This is a genomic window from Pseudomonas sp. LAP_36 (assembly GCF_019456785.1).
In the GTDB taxonomy this organism is placed as follows: domain Bacteria; phylum Pseudomonadota; class Gammaproteobacteria; order Pseudomonadales; family Pseudomonadaceae; genus Aquipseudomonas; species Aquipseudomonas tritici.
In genome coordinates, this window is record NZ_JAHZMS010000002.1 from 1,034,963 (window position 1) to 1,053,171 (window position 18,209).

The 18,209-nt window shown below is 63.6% G+C and carries 18 protein-coding genes; 1 reads left to right on the plus strand and 17 read right to left on the minus strand.

From position 1 onward, the window contains the following. Nucleotides 1-3 precede the first annotated feature (3 nt). The 12 genes from gspD to JBO08_RS10465 all read right to left on the minus strand — a co-directional run bounded on the left by gspD (nucleotide 4) and on the right by JBO08_RS10465 (nucleotide 10,286). Complete coding sequence (gene gspD / locus JBO08_RS10410; protein WP_220075065.1) at nucleotides 4-2,226, minus strand: type II secretion system secretin GspD; 2,223 nt, start codon at nucleotides 2,224-2,226, stop codon at nucleotides 4-6. Next, nucleotides 2,223-2,747, minus strand: a complete 525-nt coding sequence (locus tag JBO08_RS10415) for a general secretion pathway protein GspN (RefSeq protein ID WP_065890683.1) — start codon at nucleotides 2,745-2,747, stop codon at nucleotides 2,223-2,225. The genes gspD and JBO08_RS10415 overlap by 4 nt, the downstream gene beginning before the upstream one ends. Continuing rightward, nucleotides 2,744-3,355, minus strand: a complete 612-nt coding sequence (gene gspM / locus JBO08_RS10420) for a type II secretion system protein GspM (RefSeq protein WP_065874035.1) — start codon at nucleotides 3,353-3,355, stop codon at nucleotides 2,744-2,746. The genes JBO08_RS10415 and gspM overlap by 4 nt, the downstream gene beginning before the upstream one ends. Beyond that, a complete protein-coding gene (locus tag JBO08_RS10425) occupies nucleotides 3,330-4,373 on the minus strand; it encodes a PilN domain-containing protein (protein ID WP_065880899.1) in 1,044 nt (347 codons plus the stop codon). The genes gspM and JBO08_RS10425 overlap by 26 nt, the downstream gene beginning before the upstream one ends. Next, nucleotides 4,370-5,095: a type II secretion system protein GspK gene (locus tag JBO08_RS10430; protein ID WP_220075066.1), complete on the minus strand. Its 726-nt coding sequence runs from the start codon at nucleotides 5,093-5,095 to the stop codon at nucleotides 4,370-4,372. The genes JBO08_RS10425 and JBO08_RS10430 overlap by 4 nt, the downstream gene beginning before the upstream one ends. Further along, nucleotides 5,092-5,721 (minus strand): prepilin-type N-terminal cleavage/methylation domain-containing protein, encoded by a 630-nt coding sequence (locus tag JBO08_RS10435; protein WP_065874038.1) that lies wholly within the window; start codon nucleotides 5,719-5,721, stop codon nucleotides 5,092-5,094. The genes JBO08_RS10430 and JBO08_RS10435 overlap by 4 nt, the downstream gene beginning before the upstream one ends. Next, nucleotides 5,718-6,086 (minus strand): type II secretion system protein, encoded by a 369-nt coding sequence (locus JBO08_RS10440; RefSeq protein ID WP_065874039.1) that lies wholly within the window; start codon nucleotides 6,084-6,086, stop codon nucleotides 5,718-5,720. Before JBO08_RS10440 ends, JBO08_RS10435 begins: the two co-directional genes overlap by 4 nt. Further along, nucleotides 6,083-6,514: a type II secretion system protein gene (locus JBO08_RS10445; protein WP_065874040.1), complete on the minus strand. Its 432-nt coding sequence runs from the start codon at nucleotides 6,512-6,514 to the stop codon at nucleotides 6,083-6,085. The genes JBO08_RS10440 and JBO08_RS10445 overlap by 4 nt, the downstream gene beginning before the upstream one ends. A gap of 9 nt (nucleotides 6,515-6,523) precedes the next feature. After that, entirely contained in the window at nucleotides 6,524-6,949 is a 426-nt protein-coding gene (gene gspG / locus JBO08_RS10450) for a type II secretion system major pseudopilin GspG (RefSeq protein WP_024076412.1), read from the minus strand. 19 nt (nucleotides 6,950-6,968) lie between these two features. Continuing rightward, a complete protein-coding gene (gene gspF, locus JBO08_RS10455; protein WP_220075067.1) occupies nucleotides 6,969-8,171 on the minus strand; it encodes a type II secretion system inner membrane protein GspF in 1,203 nt (400 codons plus the stop codon). Then, a complete protein-coding gene (gene gspE / locus JBO08_RS10460) occupies nucleotides 8,168-9,904 on the minus strand; it encodes a type II secretion system ATPase GspE (RefSeq protein WP_065874043.1) in 1,737 nt (578 codons plus the stop codon). Before gspE ends, gspF begins: the two co-directional genes overlap by 4 nt. 154 nt (nucleotides 9,905-10,058) lie before the next feature. Next, nucleotides 10,059-10,286 (minus strand): hypothetical protein, encoded by a 228-nt coding sequence (locus JBO08_RS10465; RefSeq protein WP_049712459.1) that lies wholly within the window; start codon nucleotides 10,284-10,286, stop codon nucleotides 10,059-10,061. Nucleotides 10,287-10,795: 509 nt separating this feature from the next. On the opposite strand from JBO08_RS10465, the gene JBO08_RS10470 reads away from it, so the two are divergent. Continuing rightward, nucleotides 10,796-13,546 carry a glycoside hydrolase family 3 protein gene (locus JBO08_RS10470; protein WP_220075068.1) on the plus strand — a complete coding sequence of 917 codons (2,751 nt, stop codon included), beginning with the start codon at nucleotides 10,796-10,798 and terminating at the stop codon, nucleotides 13,544-13,546. Nucleotides 13,547-13,734: 188 nt separating this feature from the next. On the opposite strand, the gene JBO08_RS10475 is transcribed toward JBO08_RS10470, so the two are convergent. The 5 genes from JBO08_RS10475 to JBO08_RS10495 all read right to left on the minus strand — a co-directional run bounded on the left by JBO08_RS10475 (nucleotide 13,735) and on the right by JBO08_RS10495 (nucleotide 18,145). Then, a complete protein-coding gene (locus JBO08_RS10475) occupies nucleotides 13,735-14,349 on the minus strand; it encodes a TetR/AcrR family transcriptional regulator (protein WP_220075069.1) in 615 nt (204 codons plus the stop codon). A gap of 128 nt (nucleotides 14,350-14,477) precedes the next feature. After that, nucleotides 14,478-15,269, minus strand: a complete 792-nt coding sequence (gene fecE / locus JBO08_RS10480) for a Fe(3+) dicitrate ABC transporter ATP-binding protein FecE (RefSeq protein ID WP_065874048.1) — start codon at nucleotides 15,267-15,269, stop codon at nucleotides 14,478-14,480. 4 nt (nucleotides 15,270-15,273) lie between these two features. Next, entirely contained in the window at nucleotides 15,274-16,242 is a 969-nt protein-coding gene (locus JBO08_RS10485; protein ID WP_065874050.1) for an iron chelate uptake ABC transporter family permease subunit, read from the minus strand. After that, nucleotides 16,239-17,228, minus strand: a complete 990-nt coding sequence (fecC, locus tag JBO08_RS10490) for an iron-dicitrate ABC transporter permease FecC (RefSeq protein WP_065910899.1) — start codon at nucleotides 17,226-17,228, stop codon at nucleotides 16,239-16,241. The genes JBO08_RS10485 and fecC overlap by 4 nt, the downstream gene beginning before the upstream one ends. A 2-nt stretch (nucleotides 17,229-17,230) precedes the next feature. Further along, nucleotides 17,231-18,145, minus strand: a complete 915-nt coding sequence (locus JBO08_RS10495) for a Fe(3+) dicitrate ABC transporter substrate-binding protein (protein ID WP_371905391.1) — start codon at nucleotides 18,143-18,145, stop codon at nucleotides 17,231-17,233. Nucleotides 18,146-18,209 lie beyond the last annotated feature (64 nt).

Below are 18,209 nucleotides of genomic sequence, written 5' to 3' on the forward strand. Positions count from 1 at the left end.
CCTTCAGTTAGCCGGCTTCAACAACTGCATCTGCTGCCGATAATCATCCGTCACCTGCCGCGCCTGGCTGCTACTGGTGATGACCCGCGGAGTAATAAGCACAATCAACTCGGTCCGATCCTTGGACTTACTGGTATTCCCAAACAACCACCGCAACCCCGGAATCTTCCCCAGATACGGCACCGCACTCACCGACTCCGCATTGTCCTGCTTGATCAACCCCCCCAGCAGCACCGTCTGCCCACTCTGCACGGCCACCTGAGTCGACACCGACCGCGTGGAAATACGCGGATTAGTCTGCGTGTCATTACTCGACGACGCCTGATCCTGCGCATCACTGACCTGCTGCTGAATATCCATGTACACCAGGCCACCCGGATTGATCCGCGGCACGACGTCGAGGATCACCCCGGTCTGCACATATTCAACGCTGCTCAAGGTGGTGTCGGAGGTGCCGGTGTTGACCGTGGTCTGGCTGATGGGAATGTTGTCGCCCACCTGAATCTGCGCCGGCTGGTTGTTCATCACCACCAGCGACGGCGCCGACAGCACTTGGGTGCTGCCGTTGGTTTCGAGGGCGTGCAAGGCGACTTGCAGGTTGGAGCTGACAAAGGAGTAGAACAACGAGTCCGCTGCCCCCAGGCCCGCGCCGCCACCGCCAAGGGCGCCCTGGCTGCCGGCGGTGTTGCCCACGGTGGTGCTGGTGGAATTGCCGGCCAGGCGGCCCAGGTACCACTGCACGCCAAGGTCCAGTTCGCCGGTAAGCTTGACTTCGAGGATGCGCGTCTCGATCTGCACTTGCAGCGGCGGGTTGTCGAGACGTTTGATCGCCGATTCAATCTCTTTCCACTGCACCGGGCGCGTGCGTACCAGCAGTTGGTTACTGCTTTTCTGCGCGGTGATGCGGGTGCCGGCGTCGAGGCTTTTGGCCGGAGCGTCTTCGCCCATGCCCTGCTCGGCGCTGCCCTGCTCGGCTTCCGGTTCCTGATCCTCATCATCAGCGGCGGGCTGGCTGTTATTCAGGTTGTTACTCAGGCCACCAGGCGTGCTGCCGGACGTGCTGTTGGTGCCCGGCGAAGACAGGGTCGCCGTGCGCAAACCGGGGGCAACCTTGGCCGGCGTGTCATCCTTGATCGCGCCCGTGCCGTAGATCTGCCGCAGGTACTTGGCGAGGTCGGTGGCCTTCATATTGCGCACATCGTAGACGTACATCTGCGGCTCGTTGCCGCCGCCTTCATCGATGGTGTGAATCCAGTCACCCACTTCACTGAGGTACTGCGGCTGTGACGAGATCGCGACCACCGAGTTGGTCCGCTCGATCGGCAGGAACCGCACCATGCCCGCCAGGGGCATGCCGCTGTCGGGCCCGAACATTTTCTGCAGCTCGGGCATCAGCTCGGCCACCGACGCACGTTGCAGGCCGAACACGCCCACCGACATGCCCTTGAGCCAGTCCACATCAAAGGTGTCGATGGTGTCCTGGTAATTAGCCAATTCTTCTGGAGTACCGGCCAGGCTCAGCACATTGCGCGCCGGGTCGACCAGCAAAAATGCATTTTCGCGGGCGAACGGCTTGAGCAGTTTCTGCATCTCGGTGGCCGAGATATAGCGCAGCGGAAACAGCCGCGCCGACAGGCCGCTGGACGGCTGCGACACGCGCATCTCTGGCACCAGCTTGCCCGCCACCGCCTGGTTGGCGGGCAGGATCACGTAGCGGTTGCCTTGCTTGATCATCGCGTTGTCGGTCCACGACAACAGGGTTTCCAGAATCGACAAGGCCTGTTGCTTGTTCACCGGTTTGGAGGTGGAAAAGCTGACGTTGCCTTTCACACCCTGGGCGATGCTGTAGTTTTCGTGCAGCAGGTCGCCCATCACGCTGTTGATCACCGCTTCGATCGGCTGGTCGGCGAAGTTGAACACGATGTCACCGCTGCCCTCCTCCTTCCTTGCCGGCGCTGCTGCCGGCGCGCGCACGAACTGCTGATTGCCACGAATCAACTGGCGTTGAGGGGGCGTCTTCGCCTGGGGTTGGCCGCTGTCGACCGGGGCCTGTTCGCTGGCCGGGTCCACTGGCGGGCGTTGCGAACCAGTGCCTTGCATCGCCTCGTGCAACAGGGCTTCGTCCGGGTCGAGGTGCTCAGGAAATGTCCCGCAGCCACCGAGGGAAACGGCGGTAGCCAGGCAAAACACGGTGGTGCGCAAAGCGCCGGGGAAGGTATCGATCAAGGGGCGGACTCGTGAGGAAGGGTAATCGGGGGTGTCGTGGACGGCGCGGGCAAACGCGGCGCGCGCAGGCTCAGGGTCTGCGTGCGGCCGTCAAGCACAAAGCGCGCTTCGCGGGGTGTCAGTTGTTCCAGGCGCCAGCCGTTGGGCAGGGTCTGGTCCTGGTGGACTTTCAGCGGCGGGCCGTCGCTGCGTTTGAGCAGTGCAACGCGCAGGTTGCCCTCCAGGACGATGCCGGTCAGCGTCAGGCTCGACAGGCTGGAGACGGCCGCCTGGCCGACCGCGCGATCAGGGCTGCGGTCGGGGCTGAACAAGGGGGCTTGCCAGGTGCCGGCGAGGCTTTCCAGGGTCGCACTCGGGGCCACCAGCGCGTTGGCCGAGGTGTTAGCGCGCGCATCAGGGTCAGGCGGCGGCAACCACTGCGGCGCATCGCCAATGCTGCTGAGGATGCCGACCATCAACAGGCCGAGCAGCGCGGACACACCGAGCAACAGCCATTCCAGAGGACGCAATGCAGGGATCATTGGCGCACCTGCTGTGCGGCGGCCGGCTGCAGGTAGCCGCGCACCAGCAAATGCACGATCAGCTGGCCGGCACCGCCACTGGCAGGTGCGTTGGGCGGGCGGCGGATACTCATCTCATCGACAAACAGGAACGGCCGCTGGTACTCCAGTTCATGCAGGATCGCGGTCAAGGGTTCGATGGCGCAGTTGAGGGTCAGGCTGACTTTGACCTGGCGATACGGCTCGGCGTCATCCTGCTCCGGGGTGATGGGCATGCGTTGGGTCAGGCTGCAGCCGCCACCGAGGCCGGCGCGGCTGTTGATCAGGTCGGCGATGCGCTGCATCAGGTCGGCCGCGACGGCGCTGGGGTCATCGCCGGGCAACAGGCTGGTGCTGCTGGCCGGGTCCTGCCGTGCGAGCTCAAGCTGTTGGCGCAGGCTGGCGCCCTGGCGCAACACGCCGGCGTAGCGTTGTTGTTGCTCACGTAGCTGCTCGGCCTGCTCGCCCATGTCGCGCAAGGGACCGGCGAACCAGCTGTCGATCAACAGCCAATAACCGAGGCCGAGCACCAGGGCCAGGCCGATCAGGGCGGCGCCACGGCGTTCACGGGGTGTCAGTGGTCGGCGCATCGGCGGCCTCCTGGTGCAGGTGGGCGCGCAAGGAAAACTGATCCTTGCCGGTTTGCGCATCGGGTTGGATAACCCCTTCGAACTGGGCGTTTTCCAGGCTGTGGCAGCCCTTGATCCGCGTGATCAAGGCACTGGCCTTGGCGCTTTGCCCGGAGAAGGACACGTCGGCGCCGTCATTGACCTCCAACTGGTCGATCCAGGTGTCGGATGGCAGGCAAGCGGTCAGCTCGTTGAGCAGCGCCGACAACGGCGGTTGGGCTGCCTTGCGGCGGATCAGGTACTGCGCCGCGCCACGGGTGGTGAGCAGTTGCTGACGCAGGGCCTGGACCTCGGCAACCTGGGCTTTCTGCTCGCGCACGCTGTGCTGCATGGCCTCCAGCACGCGCTGGCGGTCGTTGAGCCACAGCAGCATCGCGGCAATCAGTAAGGCACCGCACAGCCACGGCAGGCTGCGCTGCAAGCCCTTGCCCTGTGGGCGCTGGCGCGGGCGCAAGGGTGCCGGCAGCAAGTCGATGCCCATGGGCGCGCCTGCGCCAGTGTCCACATCCACCGCATGGGGGTGCAATCCGAGGGCCGCACACTCATTGAGAATCGGGTCCAGGCGCTCGCGCAGGATCGCCACCAGCGTGACGTGCACGTGCGTGGGTGTGCGGCGTTCCTGGCGCGCGACAAAGTACAGTTGGGCGGCGTCAAACGGAGTAAAGCGGTCCAGCTCATAGCCGACCACCGTCGCCAGGTTGCGCGCTGCCGCCGGGGGCAATTGCAGGGTTTGCACCAGCACCGCATCGGGTGCCAGCAGCAACACCTGGCGTGCTTCGCCAGCGGGTTTTGCCACGGGTGCGGTCAACGGCCAGCGATAGCAATGCTCGGGAATGTCCTGCAGCGACAGCCACGCCGGCAGGCAGCCACGCAGTTCCTTGAGCCACAGGCGCCAGCCCAGTTGCAGCAGGCTGCCGCGCCAGCGTTGGGTGATGGGCTCCGTCAGCCACTGAAGCCGTGCGGTTAAGTGATCGTTCATTCTTGCCAACGTAGGACTCGATAAGGTTGTGCGCTGCCTTGCGCGGGGCTCAATAACACCGTGGCTTGCAATCGGGCGTGGTAACCGCCGGGCCGTTGCGCGCGGCTGCTGACCACCAGCACTTCGCCGGGGTCGGCTCCTACCGCGCTCTGGTGCGGCAGGTTCAGCGCGCGGCGCATCAAAGCACTGGCGAACGCCGGATCAGGCCGATCCAGGCCGCTCCACAGGCTGATCTCGGGCACCAGTGCGCTGTAGAGCGCCTGGGTCATGCCCGGCAGTTGCCGCAGTTCTTCGACTACCCGAAACGGCGCCAGGCCTTGGTTGCGCCGCACGTCCAAGTCCCTGGCGAGCTGGTTGGCCTGGGTTTGGGTGGCACCGCAGGCCAGGGCCAGGCGGGCGAAGTCGGCGACCTCGGCGCTGTTCAAGTACAACTTGCCGCGCTCGCTGTGCAGGCTCACGTGCAGCTGTGCATCGTCAAACACCAGCGGGATTTCTCGCCCGTCGGCCACCCACTGCTTACGTTGCATCGGGTCGGCCAGCCCTTGCATCGCAAGCGCCACGCCTGCCTCGGCGGCCAACACGGCCTGGGTGTGCTGGCGGTGCCAGGCGGCCTGGCGCGTTTCCAGTTGCACCCAGCCGGCCAGGCCGCCCAGCAACAGGCTGAGCAACGCCAGCACCCACAGCACCACCAACAGGGCCACGCCACGCTGATGCCTGATCATTCCGGTGCCCCGCCCGACAGGTTCAAGCGCAACGCAACCACTTGGGTCACCCAGGGCACCGGTCCATTCACACGGGCCGCGATGCGCACCGCATACGGCAAGCGCTTGGTCCACGGCCACTCGCTGATCCAGCCGGTGGCCTGGCCCTTGGGCGACAGGCCGCGGTAGCTGAATTGCAGGTCCTCGACCCCCTTCAACAACACCTGCGGCTCACTGCGCGAGGCCGGCACGCTGACCTGCGCCGCAGACTCAAACTGCGCGAACGCCACCTGCAAATCGCGCTGCGCCTCGGCGCCGGCCAACTGCAAGGTGAAGCGCTGGATCCCGCCACCGAGCACGCCGGGCAAGGTCGCGACAAACTGCATGCGCTGCGGGCCACCGGCGAAAAACCCATCGGTCTGGCTGTCGTCCTCGGTGACGTCCAAGGGCAGCGCCTCGCTGATGGAGGTACGCAAAAACTGCTGCGCGGCGCGCATTTCATCCAGGCTGACCGTGTAGCGCTGCGCCTTGAGCACCGCACGATTGGCCCCCAGCAACGCGCCGCCGACCAGCACCAGCAAGACGCCCAGCAAGCTCAGCACGATCATGATCTCGAGCAAGGTGAAGCCCTGCTGACGCGGCTTCACAGGCCTGCCTTGTCGCTGGCTGCGCGCAGTTTCAAGGTACTGAAACTGGCGTTGCGCGGGCCTTCACTGACGCTGAGGTCGAGGCGAAACAGCTGTGGCTGGCCGATACGGGTGGGCTGCTGGGCAATGCGCAATTGCCAGGCGACGCCGTCCAGATCGCCGTGGCGCACACCATTGGCCAGCGGCCCCGTGGCTTCCTGGTCCAGCACGCTGACGGCGGCGTGGGTAAGCCGGTCGCTGTGCGCAACCTGCAACAGCGAACGCGCGCTCTGGCCGAACGCAACCAGCAGCACGCTGCTGCAGATCGCCATGAGCGTCAGCGCGGCGAGCATCTCCAGCAACGTGAAACCGCCCTGGTGCTTCATGGCAGCGCCTTGGACTGCACGCTGCCGGTCAGCCAGCCGATATCGATGCGCCAACGCCGGCTGCCATTGGTCAGCAGCAGGTTGCCGCCGGTGGAGCTGCCATCGGGGTAGAACTCGATCGCGGCGCCTGCGTGCTCGGCGGTGTGCAGGGTCACTTGCAGGTCGGCCGGCCAGTGTTTCAACGGTCGACCCGGCGCCTGGAAGCTCAACGCGTGCAGGTCGAACAGGGTTTTTTCTGTACTGCCGCTGACAATCGCCCGCGCCCGCGTAGCCCGCAACGCCTCGACCATCTGCCCCACGGCCTGGCGCTCTTTCGCCGCACGCAGGCCTTGTTGCAGGCCAAACCCCACCAACCCGGCCGCGATGCTGATCAAAACGATCACCACCAGCATTTCCAGGAGGGTAAAGCCGCGTTGGGGGCTGATCATGTTAGCGGGTTATTCCCAGTTGCCCAGGTCGGCGCTGTAGCCTTCGCCACCGGGTTGGCCGTCCTGACCGTAGAAGATCAGGTCAAAGGCGCCGTGTTCACCGGGGAAGCGGTAGCCGAAGGCATGGCCGAACGGGTCTTTGAGGTCTGACGGCTTGGCGTACGGCCCGGCCCAGCCGGCGCTGTTGCCGGGTTTGTCGACCAATTGCTGCAGGGTCTTGGGCGGCGAACCGACGTCCAGGCCATAGCTTTCGATCTTCATGCTCAGGCTGGCGAGTTGCGCCTTGCCCGCGCCATATTTGCCCTTGTCCACATTGCCGCCGACCTGGCGCACCACGATGGTCGCGACGATGCCCAGCAGCACGATCACCGCGAGCATTTCCAGCAAGGTAAAACCGCCCTGGCGGCGGGCGGGTTTGAATCGGGTATGGCGCATAGGTGCAGTCCTCAAGGGTTCATATATTGCTGGTCAAGCTCATCAGCGGCAGCATGATCGCCAGCATGATCACCGCCACCAGCACCGCCATGACCACGGTCAGGGATGGCACAAGGGCGGCCAGCAAGCGGTCGATGCCGCGCTTGGCTTCGACGTCGAACACATCGGCGACCTTGAGCAGCATGCTGTCGAGTTCGCCGGCCTGTTCGCCGACTTCAATCATTTGCAGGGCCAGATCGGGCAGCAGCGGCTCGCTGCCGAAGGCACTCGCCAGGGTGCCGCCGCCCTTCACCGACTCGGCAGCCTGGGCGACTTGCGCTTGCAGGGCGCGGTTGGTGCAAACCTGCCGGGCGATCACCAAGGCTTGCAGCAGGGCCACGCCGTTGCTGAGCAAGGTGCCAAGGGTGCGGGCCAGTCGCGCGGCTTCGACCCGCTGCAGCAGCGGGCCGATGATGCGAATGCCCAACACGCGGCGGTCGTATTTTTCGCGGCGCTGCGGGTCGCGCAGGCGGGCGGCGAGTGTCCAGATCGTCACGATCAAACCGGCCAACACCGCAAGGCCATAGGCACCGAGGAATTGGCCAAGCGCCAGAATCACTTCAGTGATCAGCGGAATCGGCACGCCCAGGTCCTTGAAGATCGGCACGAACTGCGGCACCACGTAGGCCAGCAACAGGGCCAGCGAACCGAGCACGCCCACGACCAGGAAGGCCGGGTAGATCAGGGCGTTGATCACCTCGCCCCTGAGCAACTGGCTACGCTCCAGGTAATCGCTGAGCTGGCGCAGGGTGTCCTCCAGGGCGCCGCCCGCCTCACCCGCACGCACCATGCTCAGGTACAACGGCGAGAACTGGCCGCCCTCCTCCTCCAGCGCCTTGGATAACGGTCGGCCGGCCTTGACGTGTTCGCGGATGCGCTCGATCAACGCGCGGGTCTGCGGCTGGCCAGGCTGCTTGAGCAGGATGCCCAGCGAGCGCTCCAACGGTTGGCCGGCGCCCAACAGCGTGGCCAGTTGCTGGGTGAAACTGACCAGTGCCGCGCCGTTCAACTGGCCACGGCCAAAGGCCTTGCGCAGCCCCTGGCCCCCCGCCGCATCGATCTGCAACAACAGCAAGCCGCGCTTGTGCAAGGCGGCGACGGCAGCGGCGTGGTCCTTGGCTTCCAGGGTGCCGTTTTGCGCCTGGCCCTGGCTGTCGAGGGCGCGGTATTTGAACAGGCTCACGCGCCCTCCCCACGGGTGACGCGCAGCACTTCTTCGAGCGAGGTGACACCCGCCACGGCCTGGCGCAGGCCCTCTTCGTGCAAGGTCCGCAGGCCGCCACGGCGGGCGGCCTGTTCAAGGGTGGCGGCGTCGGCCTGGCGCATCAACAGGCTGCGCAGTTCGTCGTTCATCACCAGCAGTTCGGTGATTGCGCTGCGACCGTGGTAGCCACCGCCCGCTGCATCGGCGCGGGGGCGATAGAGCATGATCGGGCGCTGCTCGGTAAACCGATCCAGGCCATGTTCGGCGATCAACTCCGCGGGTGCTTCGAACGCTTCGCGCGTGGTCGGGTCCAGGCGCCGCACCAGACGCTGGGCGAGGATGCCATTGACCGTCGAGGCGATCAGGTAGCTCTCGACGCCCATATCCAGCAGCCGCGTGATACTCGCCGCCGCGCTATTCGTGTGCAGGGTCGACAGCACCAGGTGGCCGGTGAGGGACGATTGGATCGCGATGCGGCAGGTTTCCAGGTCGCGGATTTCACCGATCATGATCACGTCCGGGTCCTGACGCACGATGGAGCGCAGCGCGCCGGCAAAGTCCAGGCCGATGGCGGGTTTGACCTGGATCTGGTTGATGCCTTCAAGCTGGTATTCCACCGGGTCTTCGACCGTGATGATCTTGCGCTCGGCGGTGTTGAGGCGCGACAGCGCGGTGTACAACGTGGTGGTCTTGCCCGAGCCAGTGGGCCCGGTGACGAGCAGGATGCCGTGGGGCCGTTCGAGCACTTCCAGGAAGGTTTCCAGGCGCTGGCCATCGAAGCCCAGGCTCTGGAAATCGAACTGCACGGTCTGCCGGTCGAGCAGGCGCATGACCACCGACTCGCCAAAACTGGTGGGCACCGTGGACACCCGTAAGTCCAGCTCCTTGCCCTGGATACGCAGCATGATCCGCCCGTCCTGCGGCAGGCGCCGCTCGGCAATGTCCAGGCGCGCCATGATTTTCACCCGCGAAATCACCGCCGCTGAGGAACTCGACGGCGGCGCCTCGGCTTCGTGCAGCACGCCGTCGATGCGATAGCGCACCTTCAACTGGTTTTCGAACGGCTCGATATGAATGTCCGAGGCGCGCTGTTCCACCGCGCGCTGCAGGATCAGGTTGACCAGGCGAATCACCGGCGCCTCGGAGGCCATGTCCTTGAGGTGTTCGATGTCTTCCAGTGCACCGCCCTGCTCATCGAGGTTTTCGATCAAGGTGCCCATGGCTGAGCGGCCCTGGCCGTAGTAGCGCTCGATCAGCGTCTCGACTTCATTGCGCGGCCCCACGGCCAACCACACCGGCACACCACAGGCATAGGCCACAGCCTGGAACGGGTACACCAGCGACGGGTTCGCCGCCAGAACCCGCAGGCCGCCCTGGCTCCAGCCCACGGGCACCACCTGGTAGTGGCGCATGAAACGCTCGGTCAGTTGTGGCAACGGGTCCAGCAGCGGCGGCGCGGCATCCGCCAGCAGCAGCGGTGCGCCGAGCAAGTCTGCCCAGGCGCGGGCCAATTCCACTTCGGAGACCAGCCCGAGGCGCGTCAGCAAGCCGAGCAACTCGCTGTCGCCGCCTTCCTGGGACAGGCGTCGGGCGCGCTCCAGGTCGACGGTTTTCAAGCCGGCCTGTTGCATCAACCACGCGCACACCTGTTCGGTGTTCGGGATATGCAGTTGGCAGGCATTGATGGGCGTTGAAAGGCTGGGCTGGGACATGGGTAAAAATCTGAGGGGCGATGTGCTAAAGGGCTGTGTAAACCCCTTGTGGGAGCGGGCTTGCCCGCGATGGCAGTGGATCAGGGCCGAATATGCTGGCTGATACACCGCTATCGCGGGCAAGCCCGCTCCCACAGGAGTCCGCGTTTTCCCGTCAGTTGGACGTTTTCGGCGCGGTCGTCTGGCTGCTGTTCAGCGGCCGGCCACCCTTGGTGGTTTCAGCCTTCTGTTTTTTTGCCGCCTTGGCGTCGTGGGCCTGGGTCAGCACGGTGGAATCGGTGGCCCCGGATGTCGCATCAGCGTCCGTGGACTCAGCCGCCATCGCCGCGCCACTCAGCGCGACGCTCAGTACAACACCGGCACCCAGCAAGGAAATCTTCATCAACTTTCTCCAGATCAAAAACAGCAGATAGCCCAAGTGGCGCCTTGAACTCGATCAAGACCCTACACCAAAGCAGTGTGTATTACAGCTTGTATAAGACATGGCACTTTAGAACTACCGAGCAATGCCACTAGTTAGCCATGCCACGACATATTTCCTTAAACCAATCGACTAGTAGGTTTAACACAAGTTCCAAAACGTAAGAAATTATTTCTTATTTCACGCAAAAATTAGCTTTCGTTTGACTTATAACCGCAAGAATTGCCTTAATTATGCGGTTTTCGCGGTTCAAAATGCCATCTCGTGATATCGCTTAGACACTACTTACAACAATAACCACTACAATTATTACACTTATAAAACTGCGTAATTCGCCAAATAGTTGCAATTAGCCATCGGTTAAAAATTGCGATCACGGGTAACTATTGCCCAGAAAAAAGTGACGAGCGTGCACAGCAACCCGCACTTCTCGGCGCGCCATGTTTACTGAACAGTTGTCGGAGAGACCCATGAATAAACGCAAAATGATCGGTGCACAGTCGGCATTCGCCCTGCTGGCACTGGCCGTGTCCCAGGTGCACGCGGCGACCAGCCCTGCCCTGGATGAAGGTCGTGTGAGCCGTGCGGAAAACGCCGCAGACAAAACCCTGGCCAAGATGACCATGGAAGAAAAACTCGCCTACATCGGCGGCACCGGTGGCTGGGATGTCAAGCCGCTGACCCAGTACGGTGTCCCGCAGATTCACGGCGCCGATGGCGGCGTGGGTGTGCGCTACACTAGCGAAGGCAACGCACAAGGCGTGGTCTACCCGTCCGGGCCAAACCTGGCCGCCAGCTGGAACCCGCGCCGCGCCATCGACCTGGGCCGTGCCCTGGGTTATGACACTGCCAGCGGCGGTTATCAGTTTGTCACCGGCCCCGGCGTGAACCTGTATCGCATGCCATACAGCGGCCGTGCGTTCGAGTATTTGTCCGGTGAAGACCCGTTCCTCGGCGCCAGCCTCGGGCCGGCGTTGATCAACGGTATTCAGTCACGCGGGGTGTGGGCCAATGCCAAGCATTTCGCCGCCAACGACCAGGAAAGCAACCGCTTCCACCTTGATGAAATCATCAGCGAGCGCGTGCTGCGCGAAATGACCTTGCCGCCGTTCGAGTCCGCCTCGAAGAACAGCAAAGTCGCGATGATGATGTGCGCGTTCCAAAAGGTGAACGGCGAATTCGCGTGCCAGAACAAGCACCTGATGCGCGATATTCTGAAAACCGAATGGGGCTACCCCGGCTTCGTGCAGAGTGACTACAACGCTGTGGTCAGCGGTTTGCCAGCGGCACAGGCCGGCACCGACCTGGACATGATGGGCTACCAGATGAACAGCACCATCCTCAAGCCGTACCTGGACAGCGGCGAGCTGAGCAGCGCGACCATCGATGACAAGGTGCGCCGCATTCTCAAGCAGATCTACCTGTACAAGTTCGACAGCAAGGCACCGCTGACCAGCCACAACATGAACAGCGCCACCAGCAATCGCGTAGCGCTGAACGCCGCCCGTGAAGGCATCGTGCTGCTGAAAAACCAGAACAACCTGCTGCCGCTGGACGCGAAAAAGGTCAAGCGCATCGCCGTGGTCGGCACCCTGGCCAAGTACGCGCCACCCACCGGTTTTGGCAGTGCCAACGTCATGGCCGCTAACTACATCAGCGAGCTGAGCGGCCTGCAGCAACTGGCGCCGGGCGCCAAGGTCGAGTTCATCGACGGGCTGTCCCTGGACCCGGCCACTTCGACCTGGACCCATGCCGACAGCAATGGCAACAGCGCCAAAGGCTTGAAGACCGAGTTCTTCAGCAACACCAACTGGTCCGGTGACCCGGCCGCCAGCCGCACTGACACGCATGTCGACCTGGACTGGTCCACCGACAGCCTGCCGGTGAACGGCGATACCGCCGCCACTTCGATTCGCTACAGCGGCCAGATCACCCCAGCCGTCAGCGGCGAACAGGTGTTCAAGATCCGCGCCGACGGTGCGGTGCGCCTCTATGTCAACGGCAAGAAAGTCCTCGATAACGGCGACGGCAAGCCGCTGCCAAACAACAGCATCCCGCCGACCATCCCGGTGTTTGCCAAGGTCAACCTGGAGGCCGGCAAACCCGTCGATATCAAGCTGGAATACTCGCGTCGCAACGGCTACCTCTCGACCATGGGCGGCCTGGTCGGCGTGCAAATGAGCTGGGCCTCGCTGGTCGCGCCCAAGGATCTGGCGCAGTACGACGCCGTGCTGGTGGCAGCCGGTAACAGCAACGAATACGAGGGTGAAGGCTTCGACCACAGCTTCGATTTGCCGGAGTACCAGAACCTGCTGATCCAGAGCATCGCCAAGGTCAACCCGAACACCGTGGTCACGCTGCACGGCGGTACCGGTTTGAAGATGAGCGACTGGATCGACCAGGTACCGGCCGCGCTGCATGCGTTCTACCCTGGGCAAAACGGCGGCCAGGCCCTGGCGGAGATTCTGCTGGGCAAGGTAAACCCGTCGGCCAAGCTGCCGATCAGTATCGAACGCAACATCGAAGACAACCCGATCTACGCGACCTTCCCAAAATTCGACAACCAGGAAACCCTGGCCGAGATGAGCTACAAGGATGACCTGTTCCTGGGCTATCGCGGCTATGAGAAGAAAGGCATCAAGCCGCTCTACCCGTTCGGTTATGGCTTGTCGTACACCACCTTCGGCTACAGCAATATCAGCGTGACCCCTGGGGTGGCGGTGGCCGGTGCACCGATCAAGGTGTCGTTCGACCTGGCCAACACCGGCAAAGTGGCAGGCGCCGAAGTCGCCGAGTTGTACGTGGGCCAGAACAACCCGAAAGTGGAGCGCGCCATCAAGGAACTCAAGGGCTACAAGAAGGTGTTCTTGAAGCCTGGCGAGAGCAAGCGCGTGACCATCGAGCTCAACGACCGCTCGCTGGCTTACTACGACGTGGCGAGCAAGCAATGGGTGGTGGATGCGGACAGTTTCAACCTGTCGGTGGGGGCGTCGTCCCAGGATATTCGCCTGAACGCCAAGCTGGTCAACCCGTTCCGCCAGGAACTGTCGACCACCACCAGCAACCCGCTGCCGCGCTCAGCGCTCAATTCGACGCTGCGTGAATCGACGGTGAAGACCGGTGGCGTGCTGCATCAGAATGAAGGTGACAGCGGCACCAGCGACGGTGATGGCTATGACATGAGCGATGACAGCAGCCAGGGCAGTGCCAACGGTAACTAACAGATAAGAGGAGTGCTTTTTGTGGGAGCGGGCTTGCTGTGGCGAGGGAGCTTGCTCCCGCTGATTGCGTAGCAATCTCCGGCTTTTTTTTGGGGGCGCTTCACACCCCAGCGCAAGCAAGCTTGCTCGCCACAACAAGCCCGCTCCCACATTTGGATCTTCATACATCAGGTGGGTGCGTGTGCGACTCAGGTTCTGATGGCCGCTTCGACCCGCGCAATGTAGGTATCGAAACGCGCCACCAGGTCCACCCGCTCGGGAAAGCGCAGCCATTGGACCTGCAACCCATCCATCATGGCCAGAATCTCTTCCACCAGCCCGGCGATGTCCACATCACCGCGCACCTCCCCCGCCGCCACCAGTTCGTCAAACTGTCCCTGCATCCGCTGATGAATCGCCGCATAGCGCTCCTGGAACCACGTCCACGCCGGGTGGGTGTCCAGCAAACTTTCGGCATTCAGAATCGTAAACGCCCGCACCACCCCCGGTGCCGTTGCGTTCGAGCGGTTAATGGCACGCAGGCTGCCGAGCAAGCCATTGAGGGTTTTTTCAGCTCGCACTTCGTCGGCAATCCGTTGATTGACCTCGTCGCGACGCTGCAACACGCCCATCAATAGCGAAATTTTGCTGGGAAAGTGGTGCAACAAGCCGGCCACTGAAATGCCGACAATCGCTGCCACCTGGGCCATCGAGGCGCCGCTGTAACCTTCCAGGGAAAACACCTGCAAGGCTGCGTCCAGCAGTTCTTCGCGGCGTTTTTCACCTTTGGGTGCGCGACGGGTCTTGGGGGCGGGTTCTTTCATGAGGACGTCCTTGTGGGCAGGCTTGCACCGTATCCAAATCGGCCCTGAGCCGCAAATAAAGCTCAGGTGCTCTCCCGTTCGATCAAGCGGCAGCCCAACAGGTTCAAGCGCTGCACCTCACCCTTGCGTCAGGCGGAATGGCGGGTGCTTTTTTCGACCACGCACATGGGCGTGCCCGACACCGGTTCGTTCATGATCTGCACCTGCACCTCAAACACCTGCCGCATCAGCTCGGCACTGATCACGTCCCCCGGCGCGCCGTCGGCCACCAGCTTGCCACCGTGCATCACCGCCAGGTGGTCGGCATAACGGCAAGCCTGGTTGATATCGTGCAGCACGGTAATCACCGTCTTCCCTTCAGCGGCCAGTTCGCCCATCAAGTCGAGCAGTTCAACCTGGTGGCTGATGTCCAGGTAGGTCGTGGGCTCATCCAGCAACACCACCGGCGCGTTCTGCGCCAACACCATGGCCAGCCAGGCACGTTGGCGTTGACCACCGGATAGATCTGCCAGGGCGCGGTCGGCCAGGCTGTCCAGTTCCAGGCGTTGCATGGCCTGGGTCACATGGGATTGATCGTTGCCGCTCAGGCGCCCCCACAATGAGTTGTGCGGGCTGCGACCATAGGCGACCAATTGGCGCACGCTGACACCTTCCGGCACCGGCAATACTTGAGGCAAAAACGCAATCTGCCGCGCCAATTGGCGAGCGGACAGGCCGGCGTAGGCCTGGCCATCCAGGGTCAATTCGCCCTGGGTCGGCTTGAGGATGCGCGCAAAGGCCTTGAGCAAGGTGGATTTGCCGCAGCCGTTCGGCCCGATCAGCGCAGTGACCTTTCCGGCGGGTGGCGTGAATGACAACCCTTGCACGATGCGTGTCGCGCCGTAGCCAATATCGAGTTGATGTGCTTGAAGAATACTCATGTCATCAGCCCTTGAACCGTGCCAGCAGCCAAAGAAAATACGGCGCGCCAATCACCGCCGTGAGCACCCCGGCGGGAATTTCGCTGGGCGCGATCAACGTGCGTCCCAACGTGTCGGCCAGCACCAGTAACAGTGCACCGATCAGCATCGACGCCGGCAGCAGGTACTGGTGATGCCCGCCCACCAACCGCCGCGCCATATGCGGTGCGACCAGGCCGATAAACCCAATCGGCCCGATCACGCCCACGCCCAGGCTGGTCAGCAGCACCGCGCAGGCCATTGCCAGCCAGCGCGTGCGGTTCAGTGCCGTGCCGAGGCTGTGGGCGGCCTCATCGCCGAGGGCGACCAGGTTCAGCGGCTTGGCCAGGCACAGGCCCACGGGGATCAACACCAGGAACGGCAGCAGCAGCGCCACATGGTGCCAATTGCGGCTCCACAGGCTACCGGTCAGCGCGAGCAATGCGGTGTTGATATCCAGCGGGTGGGACAGGATCAGAAACTCGGTGACGCTGGATAAGGTCACCGCAATCGCCACCCCGGACAACGCAAAGCGCACCCCGGAAAAACTCACCCCGGTGTTGTACAGCGCCAGCAGCAACGCGCCAGCCGCCCCGCCCAAACAGGCCACCAGCGGCAGCCAGGCAATTGGCAAGTGCGGCCAGCTGATGATCACCACGGTCAGCGCCAGCCCCGCGCCCTGGGTCACGCCGAGAATTTCCGGCGAAGCCAGCGGGTTGCGGATCACGCCCTGCACAATCGCCCCGGCCAGGCCAAAGGCTGCACCTGCGAGGATCGCGATCAGGCTGCGTGGCAGGCGGTGGTTCCATACTTCGAAGTCGAGTGCATCGTGGGCCAGCAGGCGGTCCAGCACGGTGTCGAGCGTGAGCCACAGGGTGCCGGCGCTGAGGCTGACGAAGGTCGCCAGCAGCAACAGGCCGAGCAGCAGCCATAGGCGTAATCGTGGCCGGATCATAAGGCGCGCCTGGCAAGAAAGAGAAAGAACGGTGCGCCGATCAACGCGGTGACCACGCCAGCCGGCGTTTCCACCGGGAAAGCCACGGCGCGGCTGAGCAGGTCAGCCCCCAGCACGATCACCGCGCCCAACGCTGCGCTCAGCGGGATCAGCCAGCGGTAGTCATTACCGAGGAACTGGCGAAGAATATTCGGCGCGATCAACCCGACAAAACCGATCGGCCCCACGGCACAGACACTCGCCCCCACCAGCAACAGGCTGGCGATAAACACCTGCAAACGCAGGCTGGCGATGCCCACGCCCAACGAACGTGCGGCGTCTTCGCCAAGGTTGATCAGGTTCAGGCGCGGTGCACACCAGAGCGCCCACAGCCCGCCAATCAAGGTGCACGGCCAGAGCAACTGCACTTGCGCGGCGCCCACATTGGCCAGGGAGCCGGCCAGCCAGTTGAGCACGCTTTGCGCCTGGGCCTCGACCAGAATCACCGTGAGCCGGGTCAGTGCCGCACACAATGCCGCTACCGCAACGCCGGCCAAGACCAGACGACCCTGGGCCGTGGTCGGCGACCAGGCGCCGCCAAGGCTGAATACCGTGATCCAGGCCAACGCGCCGCCCAGGCAGGTCATCAACAATGCACCACCGGCAAACGGCGGCGCGACCAGGCCGGTGGAAAACAGGGCCAAGCCCAACGCCGCGCCCGCTGTCACACCAAACAAGGACGGCGAGGCCAGACGGTTGCGCGTAATGCCCTGCATCAGCGCGCCGGCCAGGCCCAGGCAGGCGCCGACCAAGGCGGCACACACGGCACGCGGCACGCGCAACTGGGCGACGATATACGCCATGTTGCCGCCTACGCTGCCTTGATGGAACAGCCCATTCCACGCGTCCGCCGCCGTGAGCGTGAACGGCGACCAGCTGTACAGCGAGAGCCAGAACAACAACGCGCCCAGCAATACAATGCCTGCCGCCGCAAAACCGCGTTGCACGCTTACTGGCTCAACACAGCTTTGCCGCCTTTAAGAATCGCCAACGCATCTTCGGCGATCTGCTCCGAGGCCAGCACGCCACGGTTGCGCGCCCAGCTGTCGCCATCGACTTCGGCTACCTGCTTGTTACGCACGGCGCTGAGCACTTGCCACAACGGCTGCTTGCTCCAGCTGTCGACGATGCTGGGGCGACGGTAATGGCCGACCAGCAACCAGCCCGGGTCGAGGGCGAGCAGTTGCTCCAGGCTGACAAATTCGGTGGGCGCGGCGTTGGCGCGTACCGATGGGACTTTCAGGCCGATGGCCTGCAACACGCTGCCGGCGTAGGAGTCTGGGCCGTGCACGGAGAAGCTGTCTTCACGGGCGACGCCAAACAGCACGCTGGCGCCAGCGGGAATCTGTTGCGCGATGGCTTTGAGGTTTTCACGGTTCTTCTGGATACGCGCTTCCATCTGCGCGCTCTTGCCTAGCGCCTTGCCGATCAGCTCGGCAGATTTCAGGCTGCCTTGGTAATCCTCACCACGCGAGGGCAACAACAGCGTCGGCGCGATGCTCGCCAAGTCGCTGTACAACGCCTGGTGGCGATTGAGGTCGGCGACGATCAGGTCGGGCTTGAGCCGGGCGATTTCCTCGATGCTCGGCTGCGAGCGCAGGCCTACGGACTTCCACTCACCGATAGCCTGGCGCACACGGGGCAACACGCGGTTGGCATCACCATCATCGGCGGCGCCAACGGGCGTTACGTCAACGGCAGCCAAACTGTCGAGAAAGGAAAACTCCAGCACCACCACACGCTTGGGCGCGTCCGGCAGATGCACCGCGTGCTGGCCGTCATTGAGGTCGATCGGGGCGGCGCTCAGCAGGCTTGAAGAGAACGCCAAGAGGCAGGCGGCAACGGTGGGGATGGAGCGCAACATTCGCATGACAAGGACCTCGGCGTTGGAACACCCCAGCTAGACCTGTTGGGGAAAACGGCGGGTA

What these genes read in the sequence shown, in the direction of transcription:
- JBO08_RS10415 (WP_065890683.1), bottom strand. Translation starts at nt 2,747, where the DNA reads ATGATCCCTGCATTGCGTCCTCTGGAATGGCTGTTGCTCGGTGTGTCC.
- gspM (WP_065874035.1), bottom strand. Translation starts at nt 3,355, where the DNA reads ATGCGCCGACCACTGACACCCCGTGAACGCCGTGGCGCCGCCCTGATC.
- JBO08_RS10425 (WP_065880899.1), bottom strand. Translation starts at nt 4,373, where the DNA reads ATGAACGATCACTTAACCGCACGGCTTCAGTGGCTGACGGAGCCCATC.
- JBO08_RS10430 (WP_220075066.1), bottom strand. Translation starts at nt 5,095, where the DNA reads ATGATCAGGCATCAGCGTGGCGTGGCCCTGTTGGTGGTGCTGTGGGTG.
- JBO08_RS10440 (WP_065874039.1), bottom strand. Translation starts at nt 6,086, where the DNA reads ATGAAGCACCAGGGCGGTTTCACGTTGCTGGAGATGCTCGCCGCGCTG.
- JBO08_RS10445 (WP_065874040.1), bottom strand. Translation starts at nt 6,514, where the DNA reads ATGATCAGCCCCCAACGCGGCTTTACCCTCCTGGAAATGCTGGTGGTG.
- gspG (WP_024076412.1), bottom strand. Translation starts at nt 6,949, where the DNA reads ATGCGCCATACCCGATTCAAACCCGCCCGCCGCCAGGGCGGTTTTACC.
- gspE (WP_065874043.1), bottom strand. Translation starts at nt 9,904, where the DNA reads ATGTCCCAGCCCAGCCTTTCAACGCCCATCAATGCCTGCCAACTGCAT.
- JBO08_RS10465 (WP_049712459.1), bottom strand. Translation starts at nt 10,286, where the DNA reads ATGAAGATTTCCTTGCTGGGTGCCGGTGTTGTACTGAGCGTCGCGCTG.
- JBO08_RS10470 (WP_220075068.1), top strand. Translation starts at nt 10,796, where the DNA reads ATGAATAAACGCAAAATGATCGGTGCACAGTCGGCATTCGCCCTGCTG.
- JBO08_RS10475 (WP_220075069.1), bottom strand. Translation starts at nt 14,349, where the DNA reads ATGAAAGAACCCGCCCCCAAGACCCGTCGCGCACCCAAAGGTGAAAAA.
- fecE (WP_065874048.1), bottom strand. Translation starts at nt 15,269, where the DNA reads ATGAGTATTCTTCAAGCACATCAACTCGATATTGGCTACGGCGCGACA.
- JBO08_RS10485 (WP_065874050.1), bottom strand. Translation starts at nt 16,242, where the DNA reads ATGATCCGGCCACGATTACGCCTATGGCTGCTGCTCGGCCTGTTGCTG.
- JBO08_RS10495 (WP_371905391.1), bottom strand. Translation starts at nt 18,145, where the DNA reads ATGTTGCGCTCCATCCCCACCGTTGCCGCCTGCCTCTTGGCGTTCTCT.